The sequence below is a fragment of the Escherichia sp. E4930 genome (assembly GCF_005845405.1).
Lineage (GTDB): Bacteria > Pseudomonadota > Gammaproteobacteria > Enterobacterales > Enterobacteriaceae > Escherichia.
Genome location: NZ_VCDZ01000007.1, coordinates 259,773 through 284,287, shown reverse-complemented (window position 1 = coordinate 284,287; position 24,515 = coordinate 259,773). Strand labels below are relative to the sequence as shown.

At 50.6% G+C, this 24,515-nt stretch carries 13 protein-coding genes; 3 read left to right on the top strand and 10 right to left on the bottom strand.

All coding sequences use genetic code 11. The features are described 5' to 3' along the window. The first annotated feature begins 5 nt into the window (after nucleotides 1–5). Genes btsS through FFT88_RS11610 form a run of 3 tightly spaced genes read left to right on the top strand, consistent with a single transcriptional unit; the run spans nucleotide 6 to nucleotide 2,924 of the window. Nucleotides 6–1,691, top strand: coding sequence for a two-component regulatory system sensor histidine kinase BtsS (gene btsS, locus FFT88_RS11620; RefSeq protein WP_130261142.1), 1,686 nt, complete (start codon nucleotides 6–8; stop codon nucleotides 1,689–1,691). After that, a complete protein-coding gene (gene btsR, locus FFT88_RS11615; RefSeq protein ID WP_130207024.1) occupies nucleotides 1,688–2,407 on the top strand; it encodes a two-component system response regulator BtsR in 720 nt (239 codons plus the stop codon). The genes btsS and btsR overlap by 4 nt, the downstream gene beginning before the upstream one ends. 46 nt (nucleotides 2,408–2,453) lie before the next feature. Then, the gene (locus FFT88_RS11610; protein ID WP_130257535.1) at nucleotides 2,454–2,924 is read left to right on the top strand and encodes a DUF1456 family protein; all 471 of its coding nucleotides are present in this window, start codon (nucleotides 2,454–2,456) and stop codon (nucleotides 2,922–2,924) included. Nucleotides 2,925–2,964: 40 nt separating this feature from the next. On the opposite strand, the gene FFT88_RS11605 is transcribed toward FFT88_RS11610, so the two are convergent. The 10 genes from FFT88_RS11605 to metG all read right to left on the bottom strand — a co-directional run bounded on the left by FFT88_RS11605 (nucleotide 2,965) and on the right by metG (nucleotide 24,414). Beyond that, nucleotides 2,965–3,426 carry a YehR family lipoprotein gene (locus tag FFT88_RS11605; RefSeq protein ID WP_130207020.1) on the bottom strand — a complete coding sequence of 154 codons (462 nt, stop codon included), beginning with the start codon at nucleotides 3,424–3,426 and terminating at the stop codon, nucleotides 2,965–2,967. Between the two features lie 106 nt (nucleotides 3,427–3,532). Beyond that, nucleotides 3,533–5,551: an SWIM zinc finger family protein gene (locus FFT88_RS11600; protein WP_135404893.1), complete on the bottom strand. Its 2,019-nt coding sequence runs from the start codon at nucleotides 5,549–5,551 to the stop codon at nucleotides 3,533–3,535. Beyond that, the gene (locus tag FFT88_RS11595) at nucleotides 5,548–6,684 is read right to left on the bottom strand and encodes a VWA domain-containing protein (RefSeq protein ID WP_135404895.1); all 1,137 of its coding nucleotides are present in this window, start codon (nucleotides 6,682–6,684) and stop codon (nucleotides 5,548–5,550) included. The genes FFT88_RS11600 and FFT88_RS11595 overlap by 4 nt, the downstream gene beginning before the upstream one ends. Next, nucleotides 6,677–8,956, bottom strand: coding sequence for a DUF5682 family protein (locus tag FFT88_RS11590; protein WP_135404897.1), 2,280 nt, complete (start codon nucleotides 8,954–8,956; stop codon nucleotides 6,677–6,679). Before FFT88_RS11590 ends, FFT88_RS11595 begins: the two co-directional genes overlap by 8 nt. 10 nt (nucleotides 8,957–8,966) lie before the next feature. Then, a complete protein-coding gene (locus FFT88_RS11585; RefSeq protein WP_135404899.1) occupies nucleotides 8,967–10,055 on the bottom strand; it encodes a MoxR family ATPase in 1,089 nt (362 codons plus the stop codon). A 578-nt stretch (nucleotides 10,056–10,633) separates the two neighbouring features. Further along, a complete protein-coding gene (yehK, locus tag FFT88_RS11580; RefSeq protein WP_135404901.1) occupies nucleotides 10,634–10,933 on the bottom strand; it encodes a protein YehK in 300 nt (99 codons plus the stop codon). A 60-nt stretch (nucleotides 10,934–10,993) separates the two neighbouring features. Continuing rightward, nucleotides 10,994–14,626: a DUF4132 domain-containing protein YehI gene (yehI, locus tag FFT88_RS11575; protein ID WP_135404903.1), complete on the bottom strand. Its 3,633-nt coding sequence runs from the start codon at nucleotides 14,624–14,626 to the stop codon at nucleotides 10,994–10,996. Between the two features lie 9 nt (nucleotides 14,627–14,635). Beyond that, a complete protein-coding gene (locus FFT88_RS11570; protein WP_135404905.1) occupies nucleotides 14,636–18,430 on the bottom strand; it encodes a WGR and DUF4132 domain-containing protein in 3,795 nt (1,264 codons plus the stop codon). 12 nt (nucleotides 18,431–18,442) lie between these two features. Further along, a complete protein-coding gene (locus FFT88_RS11565; RefSeq protein WP_135404907.1) occupies nucleotides 18,443–22,240 on the bottom strand; it encodes a WGR and DUF4132 domain-containing protein in 3,798 nt (1,265 codons plus the stop codon). A gap of 140 nt (nucleotides 22,241–22,380) precedes the next feature. Continuing rightward, the gene (gene metG, locus FFT88_RS11560) at nucleotides 22,381–24,414 is read right to left on the bottom strand and encodes a methionine--tRNA ligase (RefSeq protein WP_135404910.1); all 2,034 of its coding nucleotides are present in this window, start codon (nucleotides 24,412–24,414) and stop codon (nucleotides 22,381–22,383) included. Nucleotides 24,415–24,515 lie beyond the last annotated feature (101 nt).

The window sequence follows — 24,515 nt, the reverse complement described above, 5'->3', positions numbered from 1 at the left end:
CGGGTATGTACGATTTTAATCTGGTGTTGCTGCTGCTTCAGCAGATGTGCGTTTTTCTGGTCATTGCGTGGTTAATGAGTAAAACGCCATTATTCATACCATTAATGCAGGTCACAGTTCGTCTGCCGCACAAATTTCTCTGCTATATCGTCTTTTCCATCTTCTGCATCATGGGCACCTGGTTCGGGCTGCACATTGACGATTCTATTGCCAATACCCGGGCCATAGGTGCGGTAATGGGCGGCTTACTCGGTGGTCCGGTAGTGGGCGGACTGGTTGGTCTGACCGGCGGTCTACATCGATATTCGATGGGGGGCATGACTGCGCTGAGTTGCATGATCTCGACGATCGTCGAAGGATTGCTCGGCGGGCTGGTACATAGCATCCTGATCCGCCGCGGGCGTACCGATAAAGTCTTTAACCCCATTACCGCTGGTGCCGTCACATTCGTCGCGGAAATGGTGCAAATGCTGATCATCCTGGCGATTGCCCGACCTTATGAAGATGCGGTGCGTCTGGTGAGTAATATCGCTGCGCCGATGATGGTAACCAACACCGTGGGCGCGGCGCTGTTTATGCGCATTTTGCTTGATAAGCGCGCGATGTTTGAAAAATACACCTCAGCTTTTTCCGCTACCGCGCTGAAAGTTGCGGCCTCGACGGAAGGCATTTTGCGCCAGGGCTTTAACGAAGTGAATAGCATGAAGGTGGCCCAGGTGCTGTATCAGGAGCTGGATATTGGCGCGGTAGCGATTACCGATCGCGAGAAACTGTTGGCTTTTACTGGTATTGGTGACGACCATCATTTACCAGGTAAACCAATTTCTTCGGCTTATACCTTAAAAGCCATTGAAACCGGAGAAGTGGTCTACGCCGATGGCAACGAAGTGCCTTATCGTTGCTCTTTGCATCCGCAGTGCAAGTTAGGCTCAACGCTGGTGATCCCTCTGCGTGGTGAAAATCAGCGGGTGATGGGTACCATCAAATTGTATGAAGCTAAAAATCGGCTGTTCAGCTCGATCAACCGCACGCTGGGTGAGGGGATTGCACAACTACTTTCGGCGCAGATCCTCGCCGGGCAGTATGAGCGGCAAAAAGCGATGCTCACCCAGTCAGAGATCAAACTGCTTCACGCCCAGGTCAATCCCCATTTTTTGTTTAATGCACTTAACACCATCAAAGCCGTGATCCGCCGTGACAGCGAACAGGCCAGTCAGCTGGTGCAGTATCTTTCCACTTTTTTCCGCAAAAACTTAAAGCGGCCTTCGGAGTTTGTTACTCTCGCTGACGAAATTGAACATGTGAATGCTTATCTGCAAATTGAAAAGGCGCGTTTCCAGTCGCGGTTGCAGGTCAACATTTCTATTCCGGAGGCGTTATCTCAGCAGCAGTTACCCGCATTTACCCTGCAACCAATAGTGGAAAACGCCATTAAACATGGGACATCACAACTCCTGGATACGGGGAGAGTGGCAATTAGCGCCCGACGTGATGGGCAACATTTAATGCTGGAGATCGAAGACAATGCTGGTTTGTATCAACCGGCAACCAATGCCAGCGGGCTGGGGATGAATCTGGTGGATAAGCGTTTACGTGAACGGTTTGGCGATGACTATGGGATAAGCGTCGCCTGTGAGCCTGATAGTTACACCCGAATAACGTTACGACTGCCATGGAGGGACGAGGCATGATTAAAGTCTTAATTGTTGATGATGAACCGTTAGCACGGGAAAACCTGCGTGTGTTTCTGCAGGAGCAGAGTGATATTGAAATTGTCGGCGAATGTTCAAACGCCGTAGAAGGGATCGGCGCGGTGCATAAACTGCGCCCGGATGTGTTGTTTCTCGATATCCAGATGCCGCGTATCAGCGGTCTGGAAATGGTTGGCATGCTTGACCCGGAACATCGCCCGTATATTGTTTTTCTCACCGCATTTGACGAATACGCTATAAAAGCCTTTGAAGAACATGCCTTTGATTATCTATTGAAGCCGATTGATGAAGCGCGGCTGGAGAAAACACTGGTGCGTTTGCGACAGGAGCGCAGCAAGCAGGATGTTTCGCTGTTACCGGAAAATCAGCAGGCGCTGAAATTTATCCCTTGTACCGGTCATAGTCGTATTTATTTGCTGCAAATGAAAGATGTGGCGTTTGTTAGTAGTCGAATGAGCGGTGTTTACGTTATCAGCCAGGAAGGGAAAGAGGGCTTCACAGAATTAACTTTGCGCACGCTGGAGAGCCGCACCCCGCTACTGCGCTGCCATCGACAGTATCTGGTTAACCTCGCGCATTTACAGGAGATTCGCCTGGAAGATAACGGTCAGGCTGAGTTGATTTTGCGTAATGGATTAACCGTCCCTGTCAGCCGCCGTTATCTGAAAAGTTTAAAAGAGGCGATTGGCCTGTAAAAGACTGCTAAAATGGCTTTTTGCCTCATTAACACCCGAAGGCCTCATGCTAAGTAACGATATTCTGCGCAGCGTGCGCTACATTTTGAAAGCCAACAATAATGACCTGGTGCGTATCCTGGCGCTGGCTAATGTTGAAGCCACCGCGGAACAGATCGCCGTCTGGCTACGTAAAGAAGACGAAGAGGGTTTTCAGCGTTGTCCGGACATTGTTTTGTCTTCATTCCTGAATGGTTTGATTTACGAAAAACGCGGCAAGGATGAGTCTGCTCCGGCACTGGAGCCGGAACGACGCATTAATAACAACATCGTGCTGAAAAAATTACGCATCGCGTTTTCACTGAAAACCGATGACATTCTGGCGATCCTCACCGAACAACAGTTCCGTGTTTCGATGCCGGAAATTACTGCGATGATGCGTGCACCGGATCATAAAAACTTCCGTGAATGCGGCGATCAATTCTTGCGTTATTTTCTGCGTGGACTGGCAGCGCGCCAGCATGTGAAGAAAAGCTAAGGCGAGATGGCGGCCATGCAAGAACATGGCCGCCGACAGATTATTTCACTTCTTTAAAACCAGCAGCAGCCATGACCAGTTCAATCTGCTTCATGCTGACACCTTTGCTGGTATCTTCATCACCCATCTTGATACCGGAAATGCCCTGCAGGGCTTTCAGATCAACTTTTTCCATATCGATATTTACATTTTCCTGCGCGTAAGTATCGGTATAGGTTAATTTTTCCTCAACGCCCGGAATGTTTTTGTATTTGGCGCTTAATGGCTCAAGTTTCTTAGCTGCATCTTCTTTGGTGGTTGCACCAATGGTTGCAAACTGAATTTTGGTTTCTGAAGATTGCTTAATCACTTTGTCGCCTTTGTAGACATAAGTAATGGCAATTTCAGTACCGTTCAGATTAGCGCTAAATTTCTTAGATTCTTCTTTGTCACCGCAGCCTGCGAGAGAGAAAACCAGAACAGATGCAACTACGAGGGAAAACAGCTTGTTGAAAGCCTTCATGTAAAACTCCATTTTATCAAAATCAGGAAACTGGTGACTCTCACCAGGGCGCTATAGGATATGCCTAATATAACGGCTTGAGCAGTCCGGAAATGGAGTAGAACTCTTAATAAAAAGCATTTTCTCCTTCCAGGTACTCAAGCAACGGTAATAATTGTTCGCAAAGTAAAACGCAACTATTCAATGTTTCTATTAGTGTCTCACCTTCCGTATGACGCCATTGATTCAACACATGCGCCAGCCGATAAAACCCCGCCGCGGTTAAATCTATTGCCAGCAACTCAGCCTGGCTAATGATGCTCTGTTCCTGATAGCGCCAGCCGTTGTGTAGCAATTGAATGAGCAACGCCTGACAGCGCATCAGCAACTGATGAGCGGTGGATGGCGCAGGAAGAACGCACGCTGAAGGTAGTGCTGCAACAGGCGCAGTTTCAGCATCCAGAGCCCAGGCTCTGGTTTGCGTCATCATGACTCGAGGTTCCAGCGTTAACTGTCCTTCAACAAAACTGACGAATCCAGAAACCAGACACACAGGATCATCCTGCTGTTGTAAAAGTGCCGACATACGTTCAGTGGCAAAGGGCGCGCAGGCAGAGGCTGGCAGCGATAACGTCAGCACATTATTTTCACCTTCGCCGCTAATCACCTGCGCATCCAGCGTCTGGCGGCTGCTGTCCCATCCCAGCGAAATACACTCCGCCACCGGCAGAATAAATAAATTATCCACCTGATTAAGCGGCCGGACGCAGACTGGCGGACGCTGGCGTAAGTATTCCCGCAAAGCCACAATGCCGGGCTGGCGCAACGGTGCACTCAGCATTTGCCAGGCATCGGGCGACAGTGGGACAACGCTACTTAAGCGGTTGCGAGTAGCTAACAGCAGCTCACCTTCGGCACTGCGACGCGCGGCTTGTGAAACAATTTGCCCACCTGCCAGTGCGCCAGCCTGAAAACTAAACAGCCGACGTGTGGCTGCCGGTGAGTTTTCCTGTTCGCTTCTCGGCCAACTGCGCGAAAGGTGCAAAATACTGCCGGTGTCGGGATCGGTGAACCAGATGCGTAAACCATACTGCTCATTATCCTGCCAGCAACGCATACCTAAAGACACCAGCCGCAGATGATCAAGCTTTGCTTCTCCGGCAATGCCTGCGCCAACCACCGTGCGCCACGGCATGGGAGGAATTTCACCAACACTGTCGCGGCGTGCCATTTCTTGTGCACTGTTCAAGCGACTGTTTAATGCCGCAAGCTGACGTAAGCATTCTCCGGCATGGTAGTGGCTGGCGCGGGCGTGGAAGGCATCAACGCTGGCGCGCAGTTGCCGTAGCGATTCACTCACCCATCGCCAGTTGCAGGTCTCTGCCGCCTGCAATGCACGGCTGAATGCGGCCTCGTAATGGATGAGCGGCTGGCTGATGCCGCCCAGCCATAATACCTGACTTAATTGCTGAACATATTGATGACACGTTTTGCCTTCTTCGCTGGCAAATGGATCGTCAGATGATGCAGCGTGTTCGCTGCGCATCTGCCAGATCAAATGGTTAAATTCCGCTTGCTGAGTTTTGGCCTCGACGAAGGCCTGCACAGCCAGTGCTACATGTTCACACAGCGTGCCTTCAATACAATCACAGCGTGCGAAACGAATGCTGCTGCGGGAATAAAAACGCACATCACTCATCGGCAATCGGGCAGAGGGAATTTCGCCCGGCGCACAGAACAACTCGATGCTGATGCCTTTAGCGACAAGGGCTTGTGCACGTTTACGGGTGGCATCGGGTAGGGTTGCCAGCTCTCCCAGCCAGATTGCTGGATCCCACTCTTCTTCTTTTTCTGTGGGCTGGGCGGTAGCGCAAAGTCGTTGATAACTTAACACCAGCATCACGCGATGACGGCACATGCCGCTGGCCCCGCAAGTGCACTGAGCCTCTTTCAGTGCCTGACCGTTCGCCAGCTGGGTACGGACACCGTCACTGAACGTGGCGAGTAAAACACCGTTCTCATGGCTGATTTCCGGAATGTTGCCATTTTCCAGTTCCTTAAGACTGCGCTTCACAAAACCGGCATTGCTTAACGCCGTCAGGGCCTGCGGTGTCAGTTCTAATAATTCCGGACGTAGTGAATTCATGACTGAAGATTCTCCGCAAGCCATGATGCCAGCTCGCCCGGTGTCATCGCGGCTATTTGTGCACCGACATTAACCAGCGCCTGGGCCGTATCGCGGTCATAACATGGCGTTGCTGTGCTATCGAGCGCTGCCAGTCCCAGCACTTTGATACCGCTCTGGACACACTTTTTCACCTGATGCGTCAGCAATGATGATGAACCCCCTTCATAAAAATCGCTCACGAGGATAATGATGCTTTTTGCTGGTTGTTCAATAAGTTGCCGACCATACTCCACGGCACTGGCGATATTGGTCCCACCGCCTAATTGTACTTTCATTAATAACTCTACCGGATCGGCAACGTCTGCCGTGAGATCAACCACGCTGGTGTCAAAAGCGACCAGATGGGTACGAATGCCGGGTAACTGCCATAAACAGGCCGCCATCACCGCAGAGTGGATCACCGAATCGACCATCGATCCGCTTTGATCAACCAGTAAGACCAATTGCCATTGTTCACTGTGGCGCTTAATACGGCTGTTAAAGCGGGGGGATTCGATATACAACTTGCCATGTTGCGGGTGCCAGTGTTGCAGGTTGGCGCGCAGAGTACTTTTGAAATCGAAATTACGCGCCAGTGGAATAAATGAGCGACGGCGGCGATCGCGGACACCAGAAAAAGCCTGGCGAACTTCCTTTGCCAGTCGCGCCATAATTTCTTCCACTACCTGGCGCACTATCCGGCGGGCGGCAGCCAGCACTTCAGGATTCATCAGATGTTTGGTGTGCAAAACGGCGCGTAGCAGGCTTTCAGAAGGCTGCATACGTTCCAGCACGTCGAGATTCGTCACCACATCTTCAATTCCGTAGCGCAGTACGGCATCGCTTTCCAGTCGCTCGATCACCCGTTGCGGAAACAGTGTGTGAATACTGTTGATCCACTCAGGTGTAGTGAGATTTGAGCTACCTAATCCACCGGAGCGTTCACCACGCTGGAGCCGGTCAGGATCGCGCCCGTACAGCCACTCCAGCGCGTGGTCTATCTGCCGGGCATTGTCATCCAGTCCACAAAGCGTCGTTTCTGCCGCTTCGCCAAGAATCAATCGCCAGCGTTGTAGCTCACGGGTGGTCAGAAGATCGTTCAGTTCAGACATGGAAAACTCCCCAGTGTTGCAGCGATGCCAGTGCCTGCTGTTCGAGTTGTTGATGGTGTGCAATGGCTTGCGGTGGACAATGCAACGGCATTTGCAGCGCCGAAACGGGAAGTTGCGCCAGTTGATAATGCTCAAGCACCTGATGCGCCAGCGTCCCGCGTTCTCGTGGCGGTAGCCAGGCCATCGCCGCGCGTAAATCGGGCAGGGCGTTAATAAAATCGGCATCACTCAGTTGATTTAAATGACTGCTGAAACCGGCGATAAATGCCGGCTGACAGGCCAGTTGATGGCGGGCCAGCGCCAGCAAACCGTGCAGCGCTTCGCCGGATTGTGCCGGGGATAATTGCGCCAGCATCGTCAGCGCCGCTTCGGCACTGGCGTTGGGATGTTCCAGACGCATCAGTGCGCCAAGAGCCGCGCCGCGATCCAGTGCCGGGGCATGAACCGCCTGACTGCGGCGCTCCAGTAAGGCCACCGCCGCAGAAAGAGAAACGCCGGGGAGCTGCACACCGCTATGCAGATCGCGCAGGATATGACACAACGCTTGCCAGCTATGCAGGTGAGCGTGAAACTCCTTTTCATCCGGTCTTCCGTTAGATTCACACAGCCACAGCGTGCGATCGATAGCCGCGCATAACGTCGTTTGTAATATCTGCGCGCCTTGCATACCGCTAATTTCATCCAGCCGCCATAAGGCATATAGCACTTCCAGCGCCTGGCCCATTTCGGCAAATTGATTTTCCTGGGCGATTAATAATGTGAGTTGCTCCAGTAATTGTTGACTGAAAGACGCCAGACCCGCTAACGCCGCCTGGCTAAGACATGTGGTGATACTGCCGATTCCGCCCGCGTCCAGCATATCGGCTTCTAATTTATGGCGTGCGGCTTCCTGGAGTGTGGCACCAAAACAGGCGGCCTCAATCAATGCCGCATGTTGGCTAAGCGGGCGAGTTAATTTCCAGCGTTCTTCACCGTTACCTGCAAGTGTCAGTGTACTTCCCTGCTGGCGCACAATCCCTGGGATCTCCAGTATTGCCAGCCGATGTAACACCTGACTTTGCGCTAGTCCATTGGGGTTAAAGCGATTTAAGGTAAGCTCCGCCGGAAGAGAGATTGCGGTACGTTCCAGTTCGCAGGTGACATCTTTTGGCAGAGGCGGTTGTGGCGTGGAGGGGGCAAGTTTACCGAATCCGTCACCCGCTAATGTGTCTATCAACGTTAGCAGAATCGGATCGGTATCGGGATGAATAACGCCGCGATAGCTCCACGGCAACGGCGCATTCAGGGCTTCTTTAATCAGTGATCCTGCTATGGCATCCAGCCAGTCAGTGCGTAACGGTAGTGTATGACCGCGCAACTGTGCCAGTGCCATCGCATGCAGATGAGCGGCAGCCATATCAGCGGTTGAAGCAGGCAAGTGATGCTGGCGCAAACGGGTAAGAACCGTTTTTAGCAGTTGTTCTCCTGCCTGCCGCAAGCCCCACTGCCAGCACCAGTTTTGCCAGACCGGGGCAGGCATACCGGAAAGGTATCCAGCCAGCACATCAAGGCGCTTTTCGCTGTATGGCGTGAGATAGCAACCTGTAACGGCCCCATCCTGTGCGGGCAATTCTGGCTTGTTAATTTCCTGCGGACATTCGCGCCACATTTTTGCCAGTGCCGGAGCGTGCCAGCCGCCGCAGACGACTAACACGTCACCATTATTTTGCTGCATCGCCCATGTAATCCAGCGGGCCATAAAGGCTTCGCGCTGACGATTGAGTGCATCGCAGGGGGAGTCGCCCCGCAGTTGGGCAAAATAGTGCGCCAGTGCAGAGGGTAATGCAGTTTGCTGGCTTTCATCTTCGAACAAGTGATCCCACAGGGTGTCGCTGTTATCCATGCGGGTGGCACGCAGCAGCAAGGTCTGGCTTTCCTCTTGCGTATCAGGCGAATCGTCCTCTTCTTCACTCTGCGCCCAGCAAGGCAAATCGACGAAGTAAGCTTGTGCCTGAATACGACGTGCGGCTTGTAGCGCCTGCCACTCCGGCGAAAATTCAGCAAATGGCGTCCAGGCACCACGCCCGGGGGCCGCACCGTCCTGATACTGGCAATAACTGTAAATAGCTACCGGAAGCTGGTGGGCTAAAAACAGTTCGTCTACCCGGTCATTAAAATCAGCCGGGCCTTCAATCAACACGTATCGTGGCCGCTGGCTTTCGATTAACGATTTCACCAGCCGGGCGCAGGCCGGACTATGATGCCGGATGCCGACAATTAACGGCTCGCTCATGCATCTTTCCTCACGGCAGGCGGTGGCGGGCTTGATAATAAGCCTGCCAGTGAGCTTCTTTATGTGTGGCGACACGCTGTTCGAAGTAACGGCGCAGACGAGCGCGATCTTCTTCGTTATCTTTGACGATGGTTCCGGCAATACAGTCCACCAGATCGGCTGGCTCACCTGCGCGATTCGCTAAAAACCAGGCGCGGACGCCCACGGCGTGGGCCACGTTCACGGCTTCAGCGGTGGACATAATCGCTGTTAGTGTATCCATTGACGTTTTCTTTTCGCCGTTGGCACGCAGATCGCGGAAGGTGCGTACCAGTAACTCCAGTACCGCGTCAGGCACTTTATGCGGAATACCGCTATGGACCAGCAAACGCGCCGAAGCACTGGCGACCAGTTCCAGCTCCTGGGCGAAATCCATAATCGGAAAGACAGTTTCAAAATCGAAGCGACGCTTTAGCGCGGCACTCATCTCATTGACGCCGCGATCGCGGGTATTGGCAGTGGCAATAATATTAAAGCCTTCCCGCGCATAGAGCTGACTGGCTTCACCGGTGAGTTCCGGCACCGTCATAACCCGGTCAGAAAGCATACCTAACAGACAGTCTTGCACTTCCAGCGGTGTACGCGTTATCTCTTCAAAACGGACAATTTTGCCGTCGCGCATTCCCTGGTAAAGCGGGGCTGGGACCAGCGCTTCCGTTGACGGACCATGATTGATAAGCAGGGCGTAGTTCCAGCCGTACTTGATTTGATCTTCGGTGGTAGATGCGCCGCCCTGGATGGTTAACCCGGCATCGCCGCTAATAGCGGTTGCCAGTAATTCAGACAGGAGAGATTTTGCGGTACCCGGTTCCCCCACCAACATCAAACCGCGTCCGGTGGCAAGAGTGACTAACATACGTTCGACAGCGGAGGGACTAATCACGACTTTACGGCTAATATTTTGCGCTTCGTCGCCAAGGATAAAAGCACGGGCTGCAGGCAAACTTAACTGCCAACCGGGCGGACATGGGGCGTTATCATTTTGTTTTAATTTTGCCAGTTCATCGGCGTATAACACAGCAGCAGGCGGACGCTGCAGATGATTATTCTGTGGTGACATATATTCATCCCTGAAATGTATTAATGAAATAAACGATATTTTACGCGAAATAAATGTTTGGCGCATTAGTTGTTTGAGCGAAAAATATCTGGAAAGCAGATCACAGTAAATAAAAAAACCTGCTGGTGAGGCAGGTTTTTTTATTTACTACAATGACGCTAACTTGCTGATAGTGCAACATTTCGTACCAACGAATAAATTATAACCATATCCACACTCCATTGCAATTCAGTGAATGATATTTATAATCCTGCCCGTTGGGAGGTTGTGCCGGATCGGACCAATTTTAAGTCCTGGCTGCCGGACGGGTGGTGCTGCAGGCGGTGTCCTGATCCGGAGAGCAACGTTTCGTACCAACATACGTAAACCAGTATCGACAGGCAGTGTAAGGGTAAGGTGCTGGTGTTGCGCTCCTTAATAAGGAGAGCGGATGGACACGCTGACACAAAAGTTAACCGTGCTCATTGCCGTACTGGAGTTATTAGTGGCTCTGTTACGGTTGATTGATTTGTTGAAGTAACGGGCAAATTGAAACGCATCTAAGGGGGAATACCGTTTCCCCCTTTAATAAACTATTATTATATTTCTTGGTTGAATATATTCTGTAGTTCGCGATTAAAAATTGCTATTACCGTTTCAGGTGATTCACCTCGTAATTTTCGCTCATCAATACACTCATCTCTTATATAAATCAACGCATCATTTATTAGCGGGTCGGCATCATTAAATGTTGGAAGTAGCCGGAATCGTTCCAGTCGATAGACAGAACCTGTAAATAATTCAGAGCATTTATGGATATCAAGACTGAAGGAAAACGGATCTTCAGGTACAGGGACCTCATAATCGTAAATAGCGATCAGCTCTTTTTGCACGATCATCGCTTTTCCCGGTGGTAAGTCGTGTTGATAACGGGCAGTCGCATCACTGCCCACTGTGTTTTAATGGAAAATGACGTCGGGTGCGCTTAACGCCTCACTCAAATCAAACACATCAAGTTCGGCAAAAGTGACGGATTTATTGTCACGGTACACTCGAAGAGAACGGAAGCTCATTAGCGCTTTGCTATCAACATTGTAGTGGTTAAAACCGGGTGAAAACTTAAGGACCAGCCGGTACTCGCCCAAATTATAGACAAATGCGTCCTCATAGCCTGACTCCCAGCCTTTGTATCGCATTCCCATAAGTTGCCCAACGGTAGCGGATTTACCTTCCCAGCGAGTCAGGCTGTTACTGGTTGACTCGTCAGGTGTGAGCAGCACCGTGCGCCGCGCCAACTGGCGAAAAGGCGGCATAATTTCGTAATCGGCAAAAAGCTGTGCAAATTCACTGCGCATTTCTGCTGTCATTTCTAACGGGTGGGCAATGCCAATCAGAGCGTCCGCAGGCAGGTCAATTGGCTCATCTTGTGCATTGCAGAATTCCCCCTCTGCGGCCACACGAAAGGCGTTGAGTAAACGTCGCGGTTCATTTGCCAGATAAACGCCCCATATCAGTCGCTGGGTAACCAGGCGAGTAAATGGATGATTAACAAAGAGAGAATGAAAATCTGCCAGCGACCAGCGTCGGGTGGTGCGCAGGGCAGTTTCAAGACGCGGGAGCAGGTTTTTGCTCACCTGAGTGGCATCTTTTTTTAGCCCTTTTAATCGGGCCAGTGCCTCGGGCGCTTTCAGTTGATCGTCATCGGCTCGCAACCGGGGAACACTTTTCTGGCGAACGTTTTGCTGATCGTAGATAACCGGGTTGAGGTTTTCATCGAAGCGAACGGTAAACTGCCGGGGACCAAAATCAAAAATCAACGCCTGCGGGTCATCAAGGCCCAGTGATGGGACTAATCTGTCCGCTAACTCTTCCTGGCTTAGCCCGCGATTTTCTGCGACCACCTGAAGGAATTCCGCCGCGTTATCACGTAAGGGGCGGGATTTCGCCCGTTGCGATATATGATGCAGCTGTATCAGCGCCATATCATTATTCATCAGGGTGAGTATATTCAGACCACTGACAGCACGGGCAGATTTGCCTTCTTGTGGCCAGGCGAGGATCTGTGTCGTCAGATCCCGTGCCGTGCTTTCGTCGCCAAAGAGACTTAACGCCAGAAATGCCCAGTTGTCTTTTGCGGGGGCGCCAGCTTGTTGCCATGCGGTGAAGAGATCCCAGGCAAAAGTGGCCAGCGTTTGCGGTTGGCAGAACGTTTTCAGTTGTTCCAGCCCGCTATAAAAACGTCCACCCTGGGTAAAGCGCAGCATTTCGCCGATAATTTCCAGAGCGTCATCGGTAACAGGCTGATTATTAGTGATAAGGCGCGGCCTGGACCACATTGTCGGATTCCAGAAATCAGGAGCTTTTGGAATGCGTGCTGGGTAAATCTCTATTGGACTCTGTTTAAGTAATTGCTCCAGGGCAGGCCATACATCTGTACGCTGCCAGCGGTTTGCCACGGTTTGCAGTAATTCACCATATCCCTGTTCATACAGGAAACGAAGGGCTAGTAATGCCGCTTCGCTGTTGTCGTTGGGTTTATCAAAGACAAGTGGAATAAGGGCGGTTGCCGTATGTTCCGGCCATTGTAAAATCCACTGGCAAGCCAGATCACGCTGTGCCGCGAAACGTCGCCAGACGCGAGCAACGGGCAGGGCCAGTTCGGTGGCGCCGAAATTTAACACTAACGGAAATGTTTCTTTTGGACGATGCGAAAAAGCCAATAACAAACCGGGTAGCGCATCCAACCCGAGGATACTGAGAAAATAGTCTTCGCCAGCGAACAGGAATTTTTTCTCATTGATACGCAGCCAGAACGTTAGTGCCATCTCTCGTGGCAACTGTGCCAGCAAATACAGGTTCCAGACACTCTTTTCCGGACGATAACGTGAGTAGTTGTCATTTTCCCATATGTTAATTAACGCTTCTACGTGACCGCTGCGAAGCGCCTGTTCTGCTAATTGTGCTTCCGGGGAGTTCCAGCCATTCAGGATCTCTTCAACCCGCCCCTGGTAGTAATGCCACTGAACAATGAGTGAATTGCGTGCAGCGTCCAGTTTTCCGGGGAGTATATAATTCAGAAACAGCCATACATCATCCCCAAAACCCAGTTCCTGTAATACAACTCGTCCACTTTTTTGTTCCATGCGTTCCGCAAGAGATTCCGTGCTGAAATAACGGGCAGACTCAGTGGCCGCAAGCCTCTCTTGTTCGCCTGATTGCCAGTAAACTTGCGGAGTTAATTCGAGCGGTGCCAAATCAAGACGTGAAGCTGTCATTTTTTTCTTACTACGCCACGGTGGTGAAACGAGGATTTCAGGCATTTGGCTGTTATCGGTGCTATCAATAACCGGTTTTGGAGGTGCCGATAAATAACTATTCAGCACTGCCCGAGCTTGAGTACTTAACCACGGCATGACGTCTTCTGCCAGTTGTGGCTGCGATGCCATCAGCGTTTGTAACAGCGTATGCCAGAACTCATCTCGAACTTTTTGCTGTGCAGGCAGCTTTTTGTCTTCGATGATTGGATAACCAGGGCGCGCAGGTGGTTCTTTTAACGCCAGCAGTTCTGCCAGTGCGGCGAGCGTCGCATGGGGGAAGTTTTTACTGTATTTAGCCACACGTTGCAGGCTGGGTTTGTTTTTATCAGCAACTAACAGCAAGGTGCGGATGACTTGCGGATGGTTAATTTGTACCAGCAGACTGCCGCAATCTTCTTTATGGGCATATATCGCGAGGCGCGGAACGGCTGCCAGTCCTTGTTCGCGCAAAAGGGCAGCGCAGGCCGCGTAGCCGAAGTGGTTTTCATGCGACATGTAGCTGGCTTCTCGATCGCTAAATATATCCTGGCTCCAGTAGCGTTCGAGTTTTCTCACCGCTTTGGGGTCAGTAGCAACAACTTTTAACCACTCTTTTGAGCGAAAATGAGTTTGCGAACATTCAAGGCTTACCAGCTCGTTGGCGATTTCGGGTTTTTCCGGGAGGTTCAGCGCAATAAAAGGGCGGCGAACTTTGGTTATTCCTGGCAGTGCGGCAATGAGTTTGTCGGCGCAACGCTGCCAGCAGCTTTCCTCTGCCAGAGAGAGATGCTTACGCAATCGGAGATCGAATTCGTTATAGGTTTCTGAGCGATAACCATAGCCATAGTCCTCGTTTTGATATTGCAATGTGACTACCAGAGGATCACTCTCATAACACCGTACAATAAACTGGCGTGCAATCACCACCTCAGTTGCATATTCCAGCCCCTCTTGTTGGACGATTTCGTCGAGCAACTGTTGGCTATCATTTTGCGCGATACAGGCTAGCGCCGCCATTGTCCGGGCCGTGATTGAGGGTTTGTGTTCGCCGATCAAGTTGATGGCCTGCGTGATGGCGGACTGCCACTCCAGTGAAAAGTTTTCATAACGCCAGACAATGTTTTTTTTCTTCTCTGCTTTTTGTAGCAATTCATCACCCAGTGTCTGAATGATGCTTTCAGTGATAACAGGCACCGGTTCGCCTGGCCAATTGCGATGGCTGAGTGGTGTTTTGCCTTTTTTATATTTCAGTTCCAGTTGGGCGTTATCCGCCAGCCACGGTAATTCCTTGTCCATGCTCTTTCCTTATTCAAACAGGGCTTCAATATCGTTAATTAGCTCGCTGGCGGTGATGGCATCGAGTACGGAGAACTGCGCTTCCTGTGTTGAATTACTCCCCCAGCCATAGCTTTCCGCTTTGCCTTCCCATAGCCACAGCTTGCTTAAGAGTTGCTCGGCACTCAGTTCGGCTGGCGACATGCCTACCGCAAAACCTTCATCGATTTCCATGACTAACGACCAGCGGCCCAGGGGTTTGATCATCCAGCCGATCCAGCCTCCATCCTGCGGGGTGCCCTTTATCCAGCCTTTATTTGCCAGCCCCATTACCCGACCACTCGGGCATTTTCTGCCTGCCCAGCGTGTCAGTTCGCTGGCATTGCGCTCGGCTTCTGTCAGCGCGTAACTGTTACGATCAAGCTGGCGGAACGGTGGTAACAGTTCGTAGTCGGCAAAAAGCTGCCCGAAGGCGGCAGCATCCGTCGGTGATATTTCCAGAACGTGAGGAATACCAATAGAGATATCGCCTTCCGGCAAGGTGAAGAGGTCATCATCAGCGGTGCTGTAGCTGTTATCTTCCGCCACGCGGAAGCACGCCAGTAGCTGGTTTTCGGCGCTATAAACGCCCCAAATCAGACGGCGGGTTAAGTGGCGTACCAGTGGATGTTCAACCAGGAAGAGTTGAAAGTTTTCAGCCGACCAGCGGCGTCGCAGGCACATGGCGGATTCCAGCCTTGCCACCTGCTGGGCAGCAACGGTACGCGCATCTTTTTTCAGCAGTTTGTAGCGGTTAACAGCGTCGTCTGCCAGTGTTTCATCATCGCTTTTATTGGGTTTAGGTAAGTCTTTCAGGCGGCTGCCGGAAACATCACGCACAAAAGGTTTTAAGGTTTCATCAAAGCTGACGGTGAACTGGCGTGGGCCAAAATCCAGCAGCAGCGAACCGTTATCATCCAGACTGAGATCCGGTGCTAACCGATCTTCAAGCTCCGCCACTGTCAGTTCGCGACTTTCGGCAATGTCGGCAATTTTCTCTTTCGCCCGCTCCTGTAATGCTTTGAATTTCAGTTTCTGGGCGATGCCGTTAAGCTGCATCAGGGCGATATCGCTGCCGATAGCAGCGAGAATATCCAAACCAACGGTGGCGCGTTTATGCTGGGATTCACCAGGCCAGGCGCGTATTAATGGCGTCAGTTTGCGGGCGGTGTCTTCGTTGCCGAGAACACCTAACGCACTGAACGCCCAACTCTCTTTCGACGGCGCGCCAGCGGTCTGCCAGGCGGTAAACAGATCCCAGGCAAATTCAGCCAGTGAGTCGGCGGTACAGGCATCTTTCACCTGCAATAATCCCGGATACAGAGCCTCTTCCTGAGGGAAGCGGAGCATTTCGCCGAGGTGGAGGAGGGCGCTATCTGGCAGTGATTGGGCGTTTGCTTTTAATACCGGGCGCGTCCAGAGCGATGGCTGATAAAAGGCCGGAAGAGTGGGGATTTTTGTCGGGTGATTATCTAAGGCATCGAGCGCAAGCAGAGCGTTCACCGCATCGGTTACTTCCGGCTGGTTATAACGCCGGGCGATTTCTTGCAGTAATGGCTGATGACCGTTTTCGGTAAGCATTCGCAAGGCAGCGCGGGCGTTATCCTGGGCTTCACCGGCTTTGCCGAGCGCCGCAGGCAGTAGGCCGGTAATGGCATGTTCCGGGTATTTCAGCAGCCAGGTGCGGGCGTTTTCGCGTAGCGTTTTGAGTTTGTTGAAGGCACGGGCGACGGCAGGTGCCAGCTCACTCGCTGCGAAGTAATTCGTGATGGGCAAGGCTTCCTGTGGATAGCGTGCAAGTGAGTTTACTAACCCAGGTAACCCTTTGAGTCCAAAATGTAACATGGCGTATTCGGTATCGGTATGTGGAGATAGGGTAAGGGCATTCCATGCTTTTACTGCTTTCTCCAGCGGCAATGTTGTCAAAATCCCCAAATGCCAATAATGCCCGGTAGGTGAATGAAACACCTTAAATTCACTTATTAAGGTTGAATAATCTTCATTTAGCCATGCCTCAACTACCGCTTCGGGAGCTTTAATATATGTACCAGCGATCCGTCGTTGAAAACCCATTCTTGCCAACAGGTTGGCAGTACTTTCTTCATGGCTAACCGTGATGTGTTTTGAATACCAGATATATTTCGCCAAAAGTTGATTACTGATTTCTTCTGTCAGATAACAGATTGGCTCAATGCCTAATGGCGCTAACTCCAGCACCGGAATCGTCGCTTTTTTCTTTTTCGAAAGCCATGGTGGGGAGACTACTATGGCTGGCAGTAGATCGGCGCTGGCATGGTTTGAGGGCTGTGTCAGTTGTTGCAGGCATGATTTCAGCACTGCAACTGCGGGTGTCGAAAGCCAGGGAATGACCTGATCTGCCAGTGTCGGTTGCGAGATAAGCATCGTCATCAGCATAATGCGCCAACTATTCTCTTCTTTTTGCGCAAGAAGTTCCGCCAGTGCTGCCAGTGCTGCGTGTGGGAACGCAGCGCAGGCTTTCGTCATTCGATCGTGACAGCGTTTAGTATGCCCGGCTACACGTATAAGCAGTGTTAATGCGAACGGATGATTAATATGACGCAACACATCGGCGCAGTAGTCACTTGCAGCATAGGGAGCAAATCGGGGCAGGGCTGCAACACCTTGCTCCTGTAATACGGTGGCTGACCATATCGCACCACAATAGTAATCATCAAAAATGGCATATGGCTCGTGATATTTTTCTAATGAGGCAAGAATGTGCTCATCAGTCGCCACTATTTTTAGCCACTCAAGCGAGGGTGATTTTTTTTGCCCCAGTAGACGCTGGGCAATTTCATGTGCAATTTCTGGTTTTTCGGGTAATAACAAAGCAATTAATGGTTGCCGCCATTCTGGAATATGTGGAATTGCGGCAATAAGTTTTTGTGCACATTTTTGCCAGAGAAACTCTTCCGCCAGTGATAAATGTTTACGTAGGCGTAATTCAAATCTGGAATATTGCTCCAAGTAGTTAGGTGCAATGCCAGACGGCAGAATAATAATGACATTATTCGCATAATCCCATTCAATATCAATCTGTTGAAGGTGTATTATTACATCAGTAGCATATTCCAGACCGCCTTCCTGGACGATCTGATCCATAACATCCTCACGCACTTTATATCTTGTGCATTTCATTTCAAGTGCCGTGAGTACAGCCATTACTGGTGATGGTAACAGTGTTGTTTTCAGGCCGTCGATCTGACTGATCGCCTGGGCGACGGTGTTTTGCCATTCTAAAGAACAGGCGCTGAAGTCAAATGTGGCTGTTTTATTATCCCGTTGCGACACACTACAGGCTAAGCGACGTAATTGGGTCAATTTGTCTGCTTGCTGAACAGGAACTCCGGGAAAGCGGCGATGACTTAACGTGGTGTGTACAACTTCGGGCGGAAAAACGACAGCAATATCTTTCGCCAGCCACGGTAAAACAGCATCTGTATTTTTGTCAGCCGCACGGGTTTCTGCTACGAAAGAGGGTTGTTCCTGAATAATGGTGGATAAGTCCGCTACCTTGAGAGAGTCCGTTACCGTTTGGGAAGGTTGCAAAGAACTATCCTTCGCTTGCTCCACATACCCCTTCTTTACTTTCTCCGCAATCAGCTTCAGTTCCGCTTTTTCCGCCGCCGCAGCATCGGCAAAGCCTTTTACCTGACTTTGCCCGTTAGTGCCGACTTTGCCCCAGTTGATATGCAGCTCGTTGTCTTGCTGCTCCACCGCCCAGAATTTATGTGATTTTTCGTCCTGATAAATATAGGTTTTCATTGTTAAATCCTTTTAATCAAACAGTGATTCAATATCGTTAATCAGCTCGCTGGCGGTGATGTCGTCGAGCGCGGAGAAAGTGAGTGAGGATTGTTTACCGTAGCGATTATCAGGCGAGGTGATTTTTACGCTTTCAACCGGTAGCTGGTCGCCATACCCCGTTTCACCATAAATTAATGAAAAAGGTTCTGTTTCAAGTTCGAGATCGCCATAAGGAGTAGATTTGCGCATCGCGTAAACGCTGCCGCTTTCTTCCAGACGTTGCCAGCCTCGGCGTTCCAGCCCGACAATGCGCCCGGCCTGGCAAAGACGTCCTTGCCAGCGTATCAATTCATGGGAATCACGTTCATTATCAGCAAGGTGGTAATAACCACGATCGAGTTGGCGGAACGGAGGAAGCTGTTCGTAATCAGTATAAATTTGCCCAAATGCAGCGGCGGATTCAGGAGATATTTCCAGCACATGCGGAATACCGATGTTTCCTGCTGGTAACGTGAATAGCTCTTCCTGCGCATCGCTGTAAGTGCTGTCTTCTGCGACCCGGAAGCAGGCAATCAGCGTGTTTTCCTCAGTATATACTCCCCATAACAGCCGTCGGGTTAAGTGACGTACCAGCGGATGCTCCACCAGAAACAGGCGGAACTGCTCTGCCGTCCAGCGTCTGCGTTGGCACATAGCCTGCTCCAGACGATCAATCTGCTGGCTGGCTATGGCTCGCGCATCTTTCTTCAATTGTTTAAAGAGGTTAACGGCGTCAGTTGCCAGTGTTTTATCATCGCTCTGGTTTGGTTTAGGTAAATCTTTCAGGACGTTGCCGTTTGCGTCGCGAACCACGGGTTTCAAGGTTTCGTCAAAACCAACGGTAAATTGACGTGGGCCGAAATCCAGTGTCAGCGAGCCACTGCTATCAAGTCCTAAATCCGGTGCCAGGCGGTCTTCCAGTTCAGCCATAGTCAGCCCACGGTTTTCAGCGACCATGTTGATTTTGTCACTCGCATGTTCCTGCAATGCGGCGAATTTAATTTTTCGCGCGATGCCATTAAGTAACATTAGTGCAATATCGCTGCCAATATCAGCTAATACATCCAGCCCGGAAACCGCGCGTTTATGCTGGGATTCACCCGGCCATGCGCGGATAAGTGGGGTTAATTTACGCGCGGTGTCGTCATTGCCTAAAATCCCAAGCGAGGTAAATGCCCAGTTTTCTTTTGCGGGTGCGCCAGCTTCTGTCCAGGCGGTATACAGATCCCAGCCAAAGTCAGCCAGTGATTCGCGGGTGAAGGTTTCTTTGATGATCGCAAGCCCAGCGTAGGGGGTAATGTCGCGAGGAAAGCTCAACATTGTGCCGAGGTGGCGCATAGCGTCATCGGACAGAGGCAGGTTATTACTTTTCAGCCGTGGCCTGCGCCATAAGGTGAACTGATAAAAGCCGGGCAGTGGGGCGATTTTTGCGGGATATTCTTCCAGTGGGTCGCTATCAAATAATGTTGCCAGCGCAGCTAAAACATCAGGTTGGTTATATCCTTGCGCGATTTCCTCAATTGTTTCTCGCTGGTTTAATTTTACTAGCAGGCGGAGTGCCTGGCGGGCATATTCCCGATTTTGACAGGATTTGCCTAGCGCCAAAGGCAGTAGCCCGGCGGCGGCATGGCGCGGGTTATTTGCCAGCCAATTAGCGGCATCCTTGTAAGCCATTTTTTTCTGTAACCGCTGCGCCATTGGTAAGGCTAGTTCACTGGCCCCAATAAAAAGGGTGAATATCCACAGTCGTTGATGATCTCTTTGCAAGCAAGTCATGAACGCAGGAATGGCAGTACTACCAAAAACCGCCAGAATCTCTTTCTCACCTGAATATCGCTCTTCAATGATTATTTGGTTGAGAAATGAAATCGCCTGTTGTCCCGGTAAGTAACAAAGCGCAGATAGATTCCAGCTTTTGTTTGCATTGTTGTGATATTTCGCAAACTCAGCTTTTAGTGTTGGAAAATCAAAGCGCAACAAGGCATCAACGGCGCTTTGCGGTATATATTTTTTTTCATGCAAGTCATCCTCGCAATGCCGCCATTTATTAAAACCTAATTGCCAAAGGATTTGTTGTTCTGGTGTAAAAGGAATGAAAGATGTCTCCCAACTTTCTTTTTCAATTAGTGGCAGGTCGGTAAATAAGGTTTGCTGGGATGCCTGATATTGCGCGATTTCACTGAATCTGGATATGTCAGTATGACTGATTAACTCTGTAATTCCAGGTGTGATATCCGTGACGGCAGGAACAGGAAGCACAGGTAAATCAAATACGGGTATTACATTTTTCTTTTTATTTATTACCCACGGTGGAGCGACAAACAGCTCCGGCAACATATCCACAGTGGCATATTGACATTCTTCAGCTACTGACTGAGGACGACATTCAGATAAGATGTCTGCCGCTTTAGCATTAACCCAGGGAATGACGTCAGTGACTAACTCTGGCGTGGCGGTAATCAGTTTGACAAGTGCTTTATGCCAGTCTTTATCTTCATGTATTGCCAGCAAAGTTGCATAAGCGGCAATAGCCGCAGCGGGATGTTTTTGGCAGGCTTTGCTTAAGTATTCCAGGTGCTTTTTCTTGCCAATTACACCGAGGATCAGAATTTGAATCGCATCCGGGTGATTCGTTTTCCATAGCCATTTGACAAGATCTTCAGTCTCGCTGATGCGCTCGAAGAGATAAGTGGGATTGTCAGAATGCTCTTCCGTAAACTCAGTAAGTATACGGCCTGCACCGCGAATTCCATTATTTGCCAGCAACATTGCCAGATAAGCGCGAAAATCACGATGTAATGGCGGGAAGTCGTATTTTTCCGCTGTAGTCAGAGCGGTATCATCGGTTACCACCAGTCTTAACCAGGTCATCGCCGGAACGTTTTGATCTGCATAACGTAGCTCCATAGCATTGGCGATATCCGGGCGTTCAGGGATCAATAACGCCGCAAAAGGTTGCCGTGCGGGGGAGAGCGAGGGAATAGCCGCAAGTACTTTATCTACACAGCGTTGCCACTCATTTTCTGAAGCGAGTGAAAGATGATGACAGAGACGTTGATGCCAACTCGGTAGCGATTCTGCTTCGTGATTAGGTGGAATGATGGTGGTTACTGCACCTTTTACTGGTTTATACCTAAGTTGAAGAGCGAGAAGGGCGATTTCAACGGCACTTTCCAGACCACAGCGAATGACTAAGTCATCGACCAGTTCATCTGTAGAGTAAGAGTTCCAAAAACTCCAGAGCAATGCTGCATCAGATTGCGCACTCCCTGTCTGTTGATTACCCTGAACTCGCATTTGTAACTCAGCAAAAGCCTGCTGCCAGTTTTCTGGATAAGAACGGTATCTGTTGTCGGGGTCATATGCCCTGGTGTTATTCGCAATGCGCTTCCATATTTGACTATCTTTGTGCAGATAGTTGATCTCTCTGGGGCGAGAGCGATGAGGAAAAGCAAATCGATTAATATCGTCAGTGACCGGAATGACTGCATCATCAGCCAGCCATGGGCGTTTATTTTGACTCACAGGGGGAGTTTTAACTTCAGGAGTGGCTTTGGTGACTGGAGGGATATATACGTTTGCCGAATCGCCTTCCACATAGCCTTTTTTCGTTTTCTCTGCGATAAGCTTTAGTTCCGCTTTTGCCGCCGCAGCAGCATCAGCAAAACTTTTTACCTGGCTTTGCCCGTTGGTGCCGACTTTGCCCCAACTGATATGCAACTCGTTGCCTTGCTGCTCCACCGCCCAGAATTTATGTGATTTTTCGTCCTGATAGATAAAGTGTCTCATTCTGCATCCCTGTAATTTTATCCAGTTGAATGCAGATGCTACCAGTATTTATGCGGGTTAGAGAGAGACAAAATCGCAAGAAAACAACTTTAGGAATTTATAAAGAAAAGGCGCTGTCGATGCAGCGCCTTGAAGGGGGATTATTTCACCTGATGGCCTGGTTTAGCACCAGCATCCGGGCTTAGCAGGAAGATATCTTTCCCGCCAGGACCGGCAGCCATCACCATGCCTTCAGAGATACCAAAGCGCATTTTACGCGGCGCCAGGTTAGCCACCATAATGGTGTGACGACCAATCAGTGCCTGCGGATCCGGGTAAGCAGAACGAATGCCGGAGAAAACATTACGTTTTTCACCGCCGAGATCCAGTGTCAGGCGCAGCAGTTTGTCAGAACCTTCAACAAACTCTGCGTTTTCAATCAGCGCCACGCGCAGGTCAACTTTGGCGAAGTCGTCAAAGGTGATGGTTTCCTGAATCGGATCATCTGCCAGCGGGCCAGTAACTGGTGCGGCAGTGGCTTTTACTTCCTCTTTGGATGCTTCCACCAGTGCTTCAACCTGTTTCATGTCGATGCGGTTATACAGCGCCTTGAACGGATTCACTTTGTGGCCCAGCAGCGGTTGCTGGATACCATCCCAGGTCAGTTCCGTATTCAGGAATGCTTCTGCACGCTCGGTCAGTTTCGGCAGTACCGGCTTCAGGTAAGTCATCAGTACGCGGAACAGGTTGATGCCCATTGAGCAAATCGCCTGCAGGTCAGCATCGCGACCTTCCTGTTTTGCGACTACCCACGGAGCCTGTTCATCGACATAGCGGTTAGCCAGGTCAGCCAGCGCCATGATTTCGCGCACTGCTTTACCAAATTCGCGGCTTTCCCACGCTTCACCAATCACTTCAGCGGCATCAATGAAGGTTTTATACAGCTGCGGGTCAGCCAGTTCGCTTGCCAGCACACCGTCAAAACGCTTGTTGATAAAGCCAGCGTTACGGGATGCCAGGTTAACCACTTTGTTCACGATATCGGCATTTACGCGCTGAACGAAATCTTCCAGGTTGAGATCGATATCATCAATACGCGAAGACAGTTTTGCGGTGTAGTAGTAACGCAGGCTGTCGGCGTCAAAGTGATTCAGCCAGGTGCTGGCTTTAATAAAGGTGCCGCGAGACTTGGACATTTTCGCGCCGTTCACCGTCACATAGCCGTGAACAAACAGGTTGGTCGGCTTGCGGAAGTTGCTACCTTCCAGCATGGCAGGCCAGAACAGGCTGTGGAAGTAAACAATATCTTTGCCGATGAAGTGGTACAGCTCAGCGGTGGAATCTTTCTTCCAGTATTCATCGAAGCTTACGCTGTCGCCGCGCTTGTCGCACAGATTCTTGAATGAACCCATATAGCCAATCGGCGCGTCCAGCCAGACGTAGAAATATTTGCCCGGCGCGTTCGGAATTTCAAAACCGAAGTACGGCGCGTCGCGGGAGATATCCCACTGTTGCAGGCCGGATTCAAACCACTCCTGCATTTTATTTGCCACTTGCTCCTGCAACGCACCGCTGCGGGTCCATGCCTGCAACATTTCGCTGAAAGAAGGCAGATCAAAGAAGAAGTGTTCGGAATCACGCATTACCGGCGTAGCGCCAGAAACCACCGATTTCGGTTCGATCAATTCCGTCGGGCTATATGTTGCGCCGCAGACTTCACAGTTATCGCCATATTGATCAGGTGCTTTACATTTCGGGCAGGTGCCTTTCACAAAACGGTCCGGCAGGAACATGCCTTTTTCCGGATCGTACAACTGAGAGATGGTGCGGTTTTTAATAAAACCGTTCTCTTTCAGGCGGCTGTATATAAGCTCTGACAGCTGACGGTTCTCTTCGCTGTGCGTAGAGTGGTAATTGTCGTAGCTAATGTTAAAGCCTGCGAAATCAGTCTGATGCTCCTGACTCATTTCGCCAATCATCTGCTCCGGTGTGATACCAAGCTGCTGGGCTTTCAGCATGATTGGCGTACCGTGGGCATCATCGGCGCAGATGAAGTTGACCTCGTGGCCGCGCATTCGCTGGTAACGGACCCAGACATCAGCCTGGATGTGCTCCAGCATATGGCCGAGGTGGATTGAGCCGTTGGCGTACGGCAGTGCGCACGTTACCAGAATTTTCTTCGCGACTTGAGTCATAGTAGGCATTACTTCTTTGTAGTGAAAAGGGCTTAGATAGTACCAAATGGGGCATGGTTACGTAAGTCCTGTGCAAGCATCTTATGATGCATTATTAGGTA

Excerpts from the sequence above, each read along its gene's own strand:
- FFT88_RS11570 (WP_135404905.1), bottom strand. The coding sequence starts at position 18,430 with ATGAAAACCTATATTTATCAGGACGAAAAATCACATAAATTCTGGGCG.
- FFT88_RS11590 (WP_135404897.1), bottom strand. The coding sequence starts at position 8,956 with ATGAGCGAGCCGTTAATTGTCGGCATCCGGCATCATAGTCCGGCCTGC.
- FFT88_RS11610 (WP_130257535.1), top strand. The coding sequence starts at position 2,454 with ATGCTAAGTAACGATATTCTGCGCAGCGTGCGCTACATTTTGAAAGCC.
- FFT88_RS11565 (WP_135404907.1), bottom strand. The coding sequence starts at position 22,240 with ATGAGACACTTTATCTATCAGGACGAAAAATCACATAAATTCTGGGCG.
- btsR (WP_130207024.1), top strand. The coding sequence starts at position 1,688 with ATGATTAAAGTCTTAATTGTTGATGATGAACCGTTAGCACGGGAAAAC.
- metG (WP_135404910.1), bottom strand. The coding sequence starts at position 24,414 with ATGACTCAAGTCGCGAAGAAAATTCTGGTAACGTGCGCACTGCCGTAC.
- btsS (WP_130261142.1), top strand. The coding sequence starts at position 6 with ATGTACGATTTTAATCTGGTGTTGCTGCTGCTTCAGCAGATGTGCGTT.
- FFT88_RS11605 (WP_130207020.1), bottom strand. The coding sequence starts at position 3,426 with ATGAAGGCTTTCAACAAGCTGTTTTCCCTCGTAGTTGCATCTGTTCTG.
- FFT88_RS11585 (WP_135404899.1), bottom strand. The coding sequence starts at position 10,055 with ATGTCACCACAGAATAATCATCTGCAGCGTCCGCCTGCTGCTGTGTTA.
- yehK (WP_135404901.1), bottom strand. The coding sequence starts at position 10,933 with ATGATCGTGCAAAAAGAGCTGATCGCTATTTACGATTATGAGGTCCCT.
- yehI (WP_135404903.1), bottom strand. The coding sequence starts at position 14,626 with ATGGACAAGGAATTACCGTGGCTGGCGGATAACGCCCAACTGGAACTG.
- FFT88_RS11600 (WP_135404893.1), bottom strand. The coding sequence starts at position 5,551 with ATGAATTCACTACGTCCGGAATTATTAGAACTGACACCGCAGGCCCTG.
- FFT88_RS11595 (WP_135404895.1), bottom strand. The coding sequence starts at position 6,684 with ATGTCTGAACTGAACGATCTTCTGACCACCCGTGAGCTACAACGCTGG.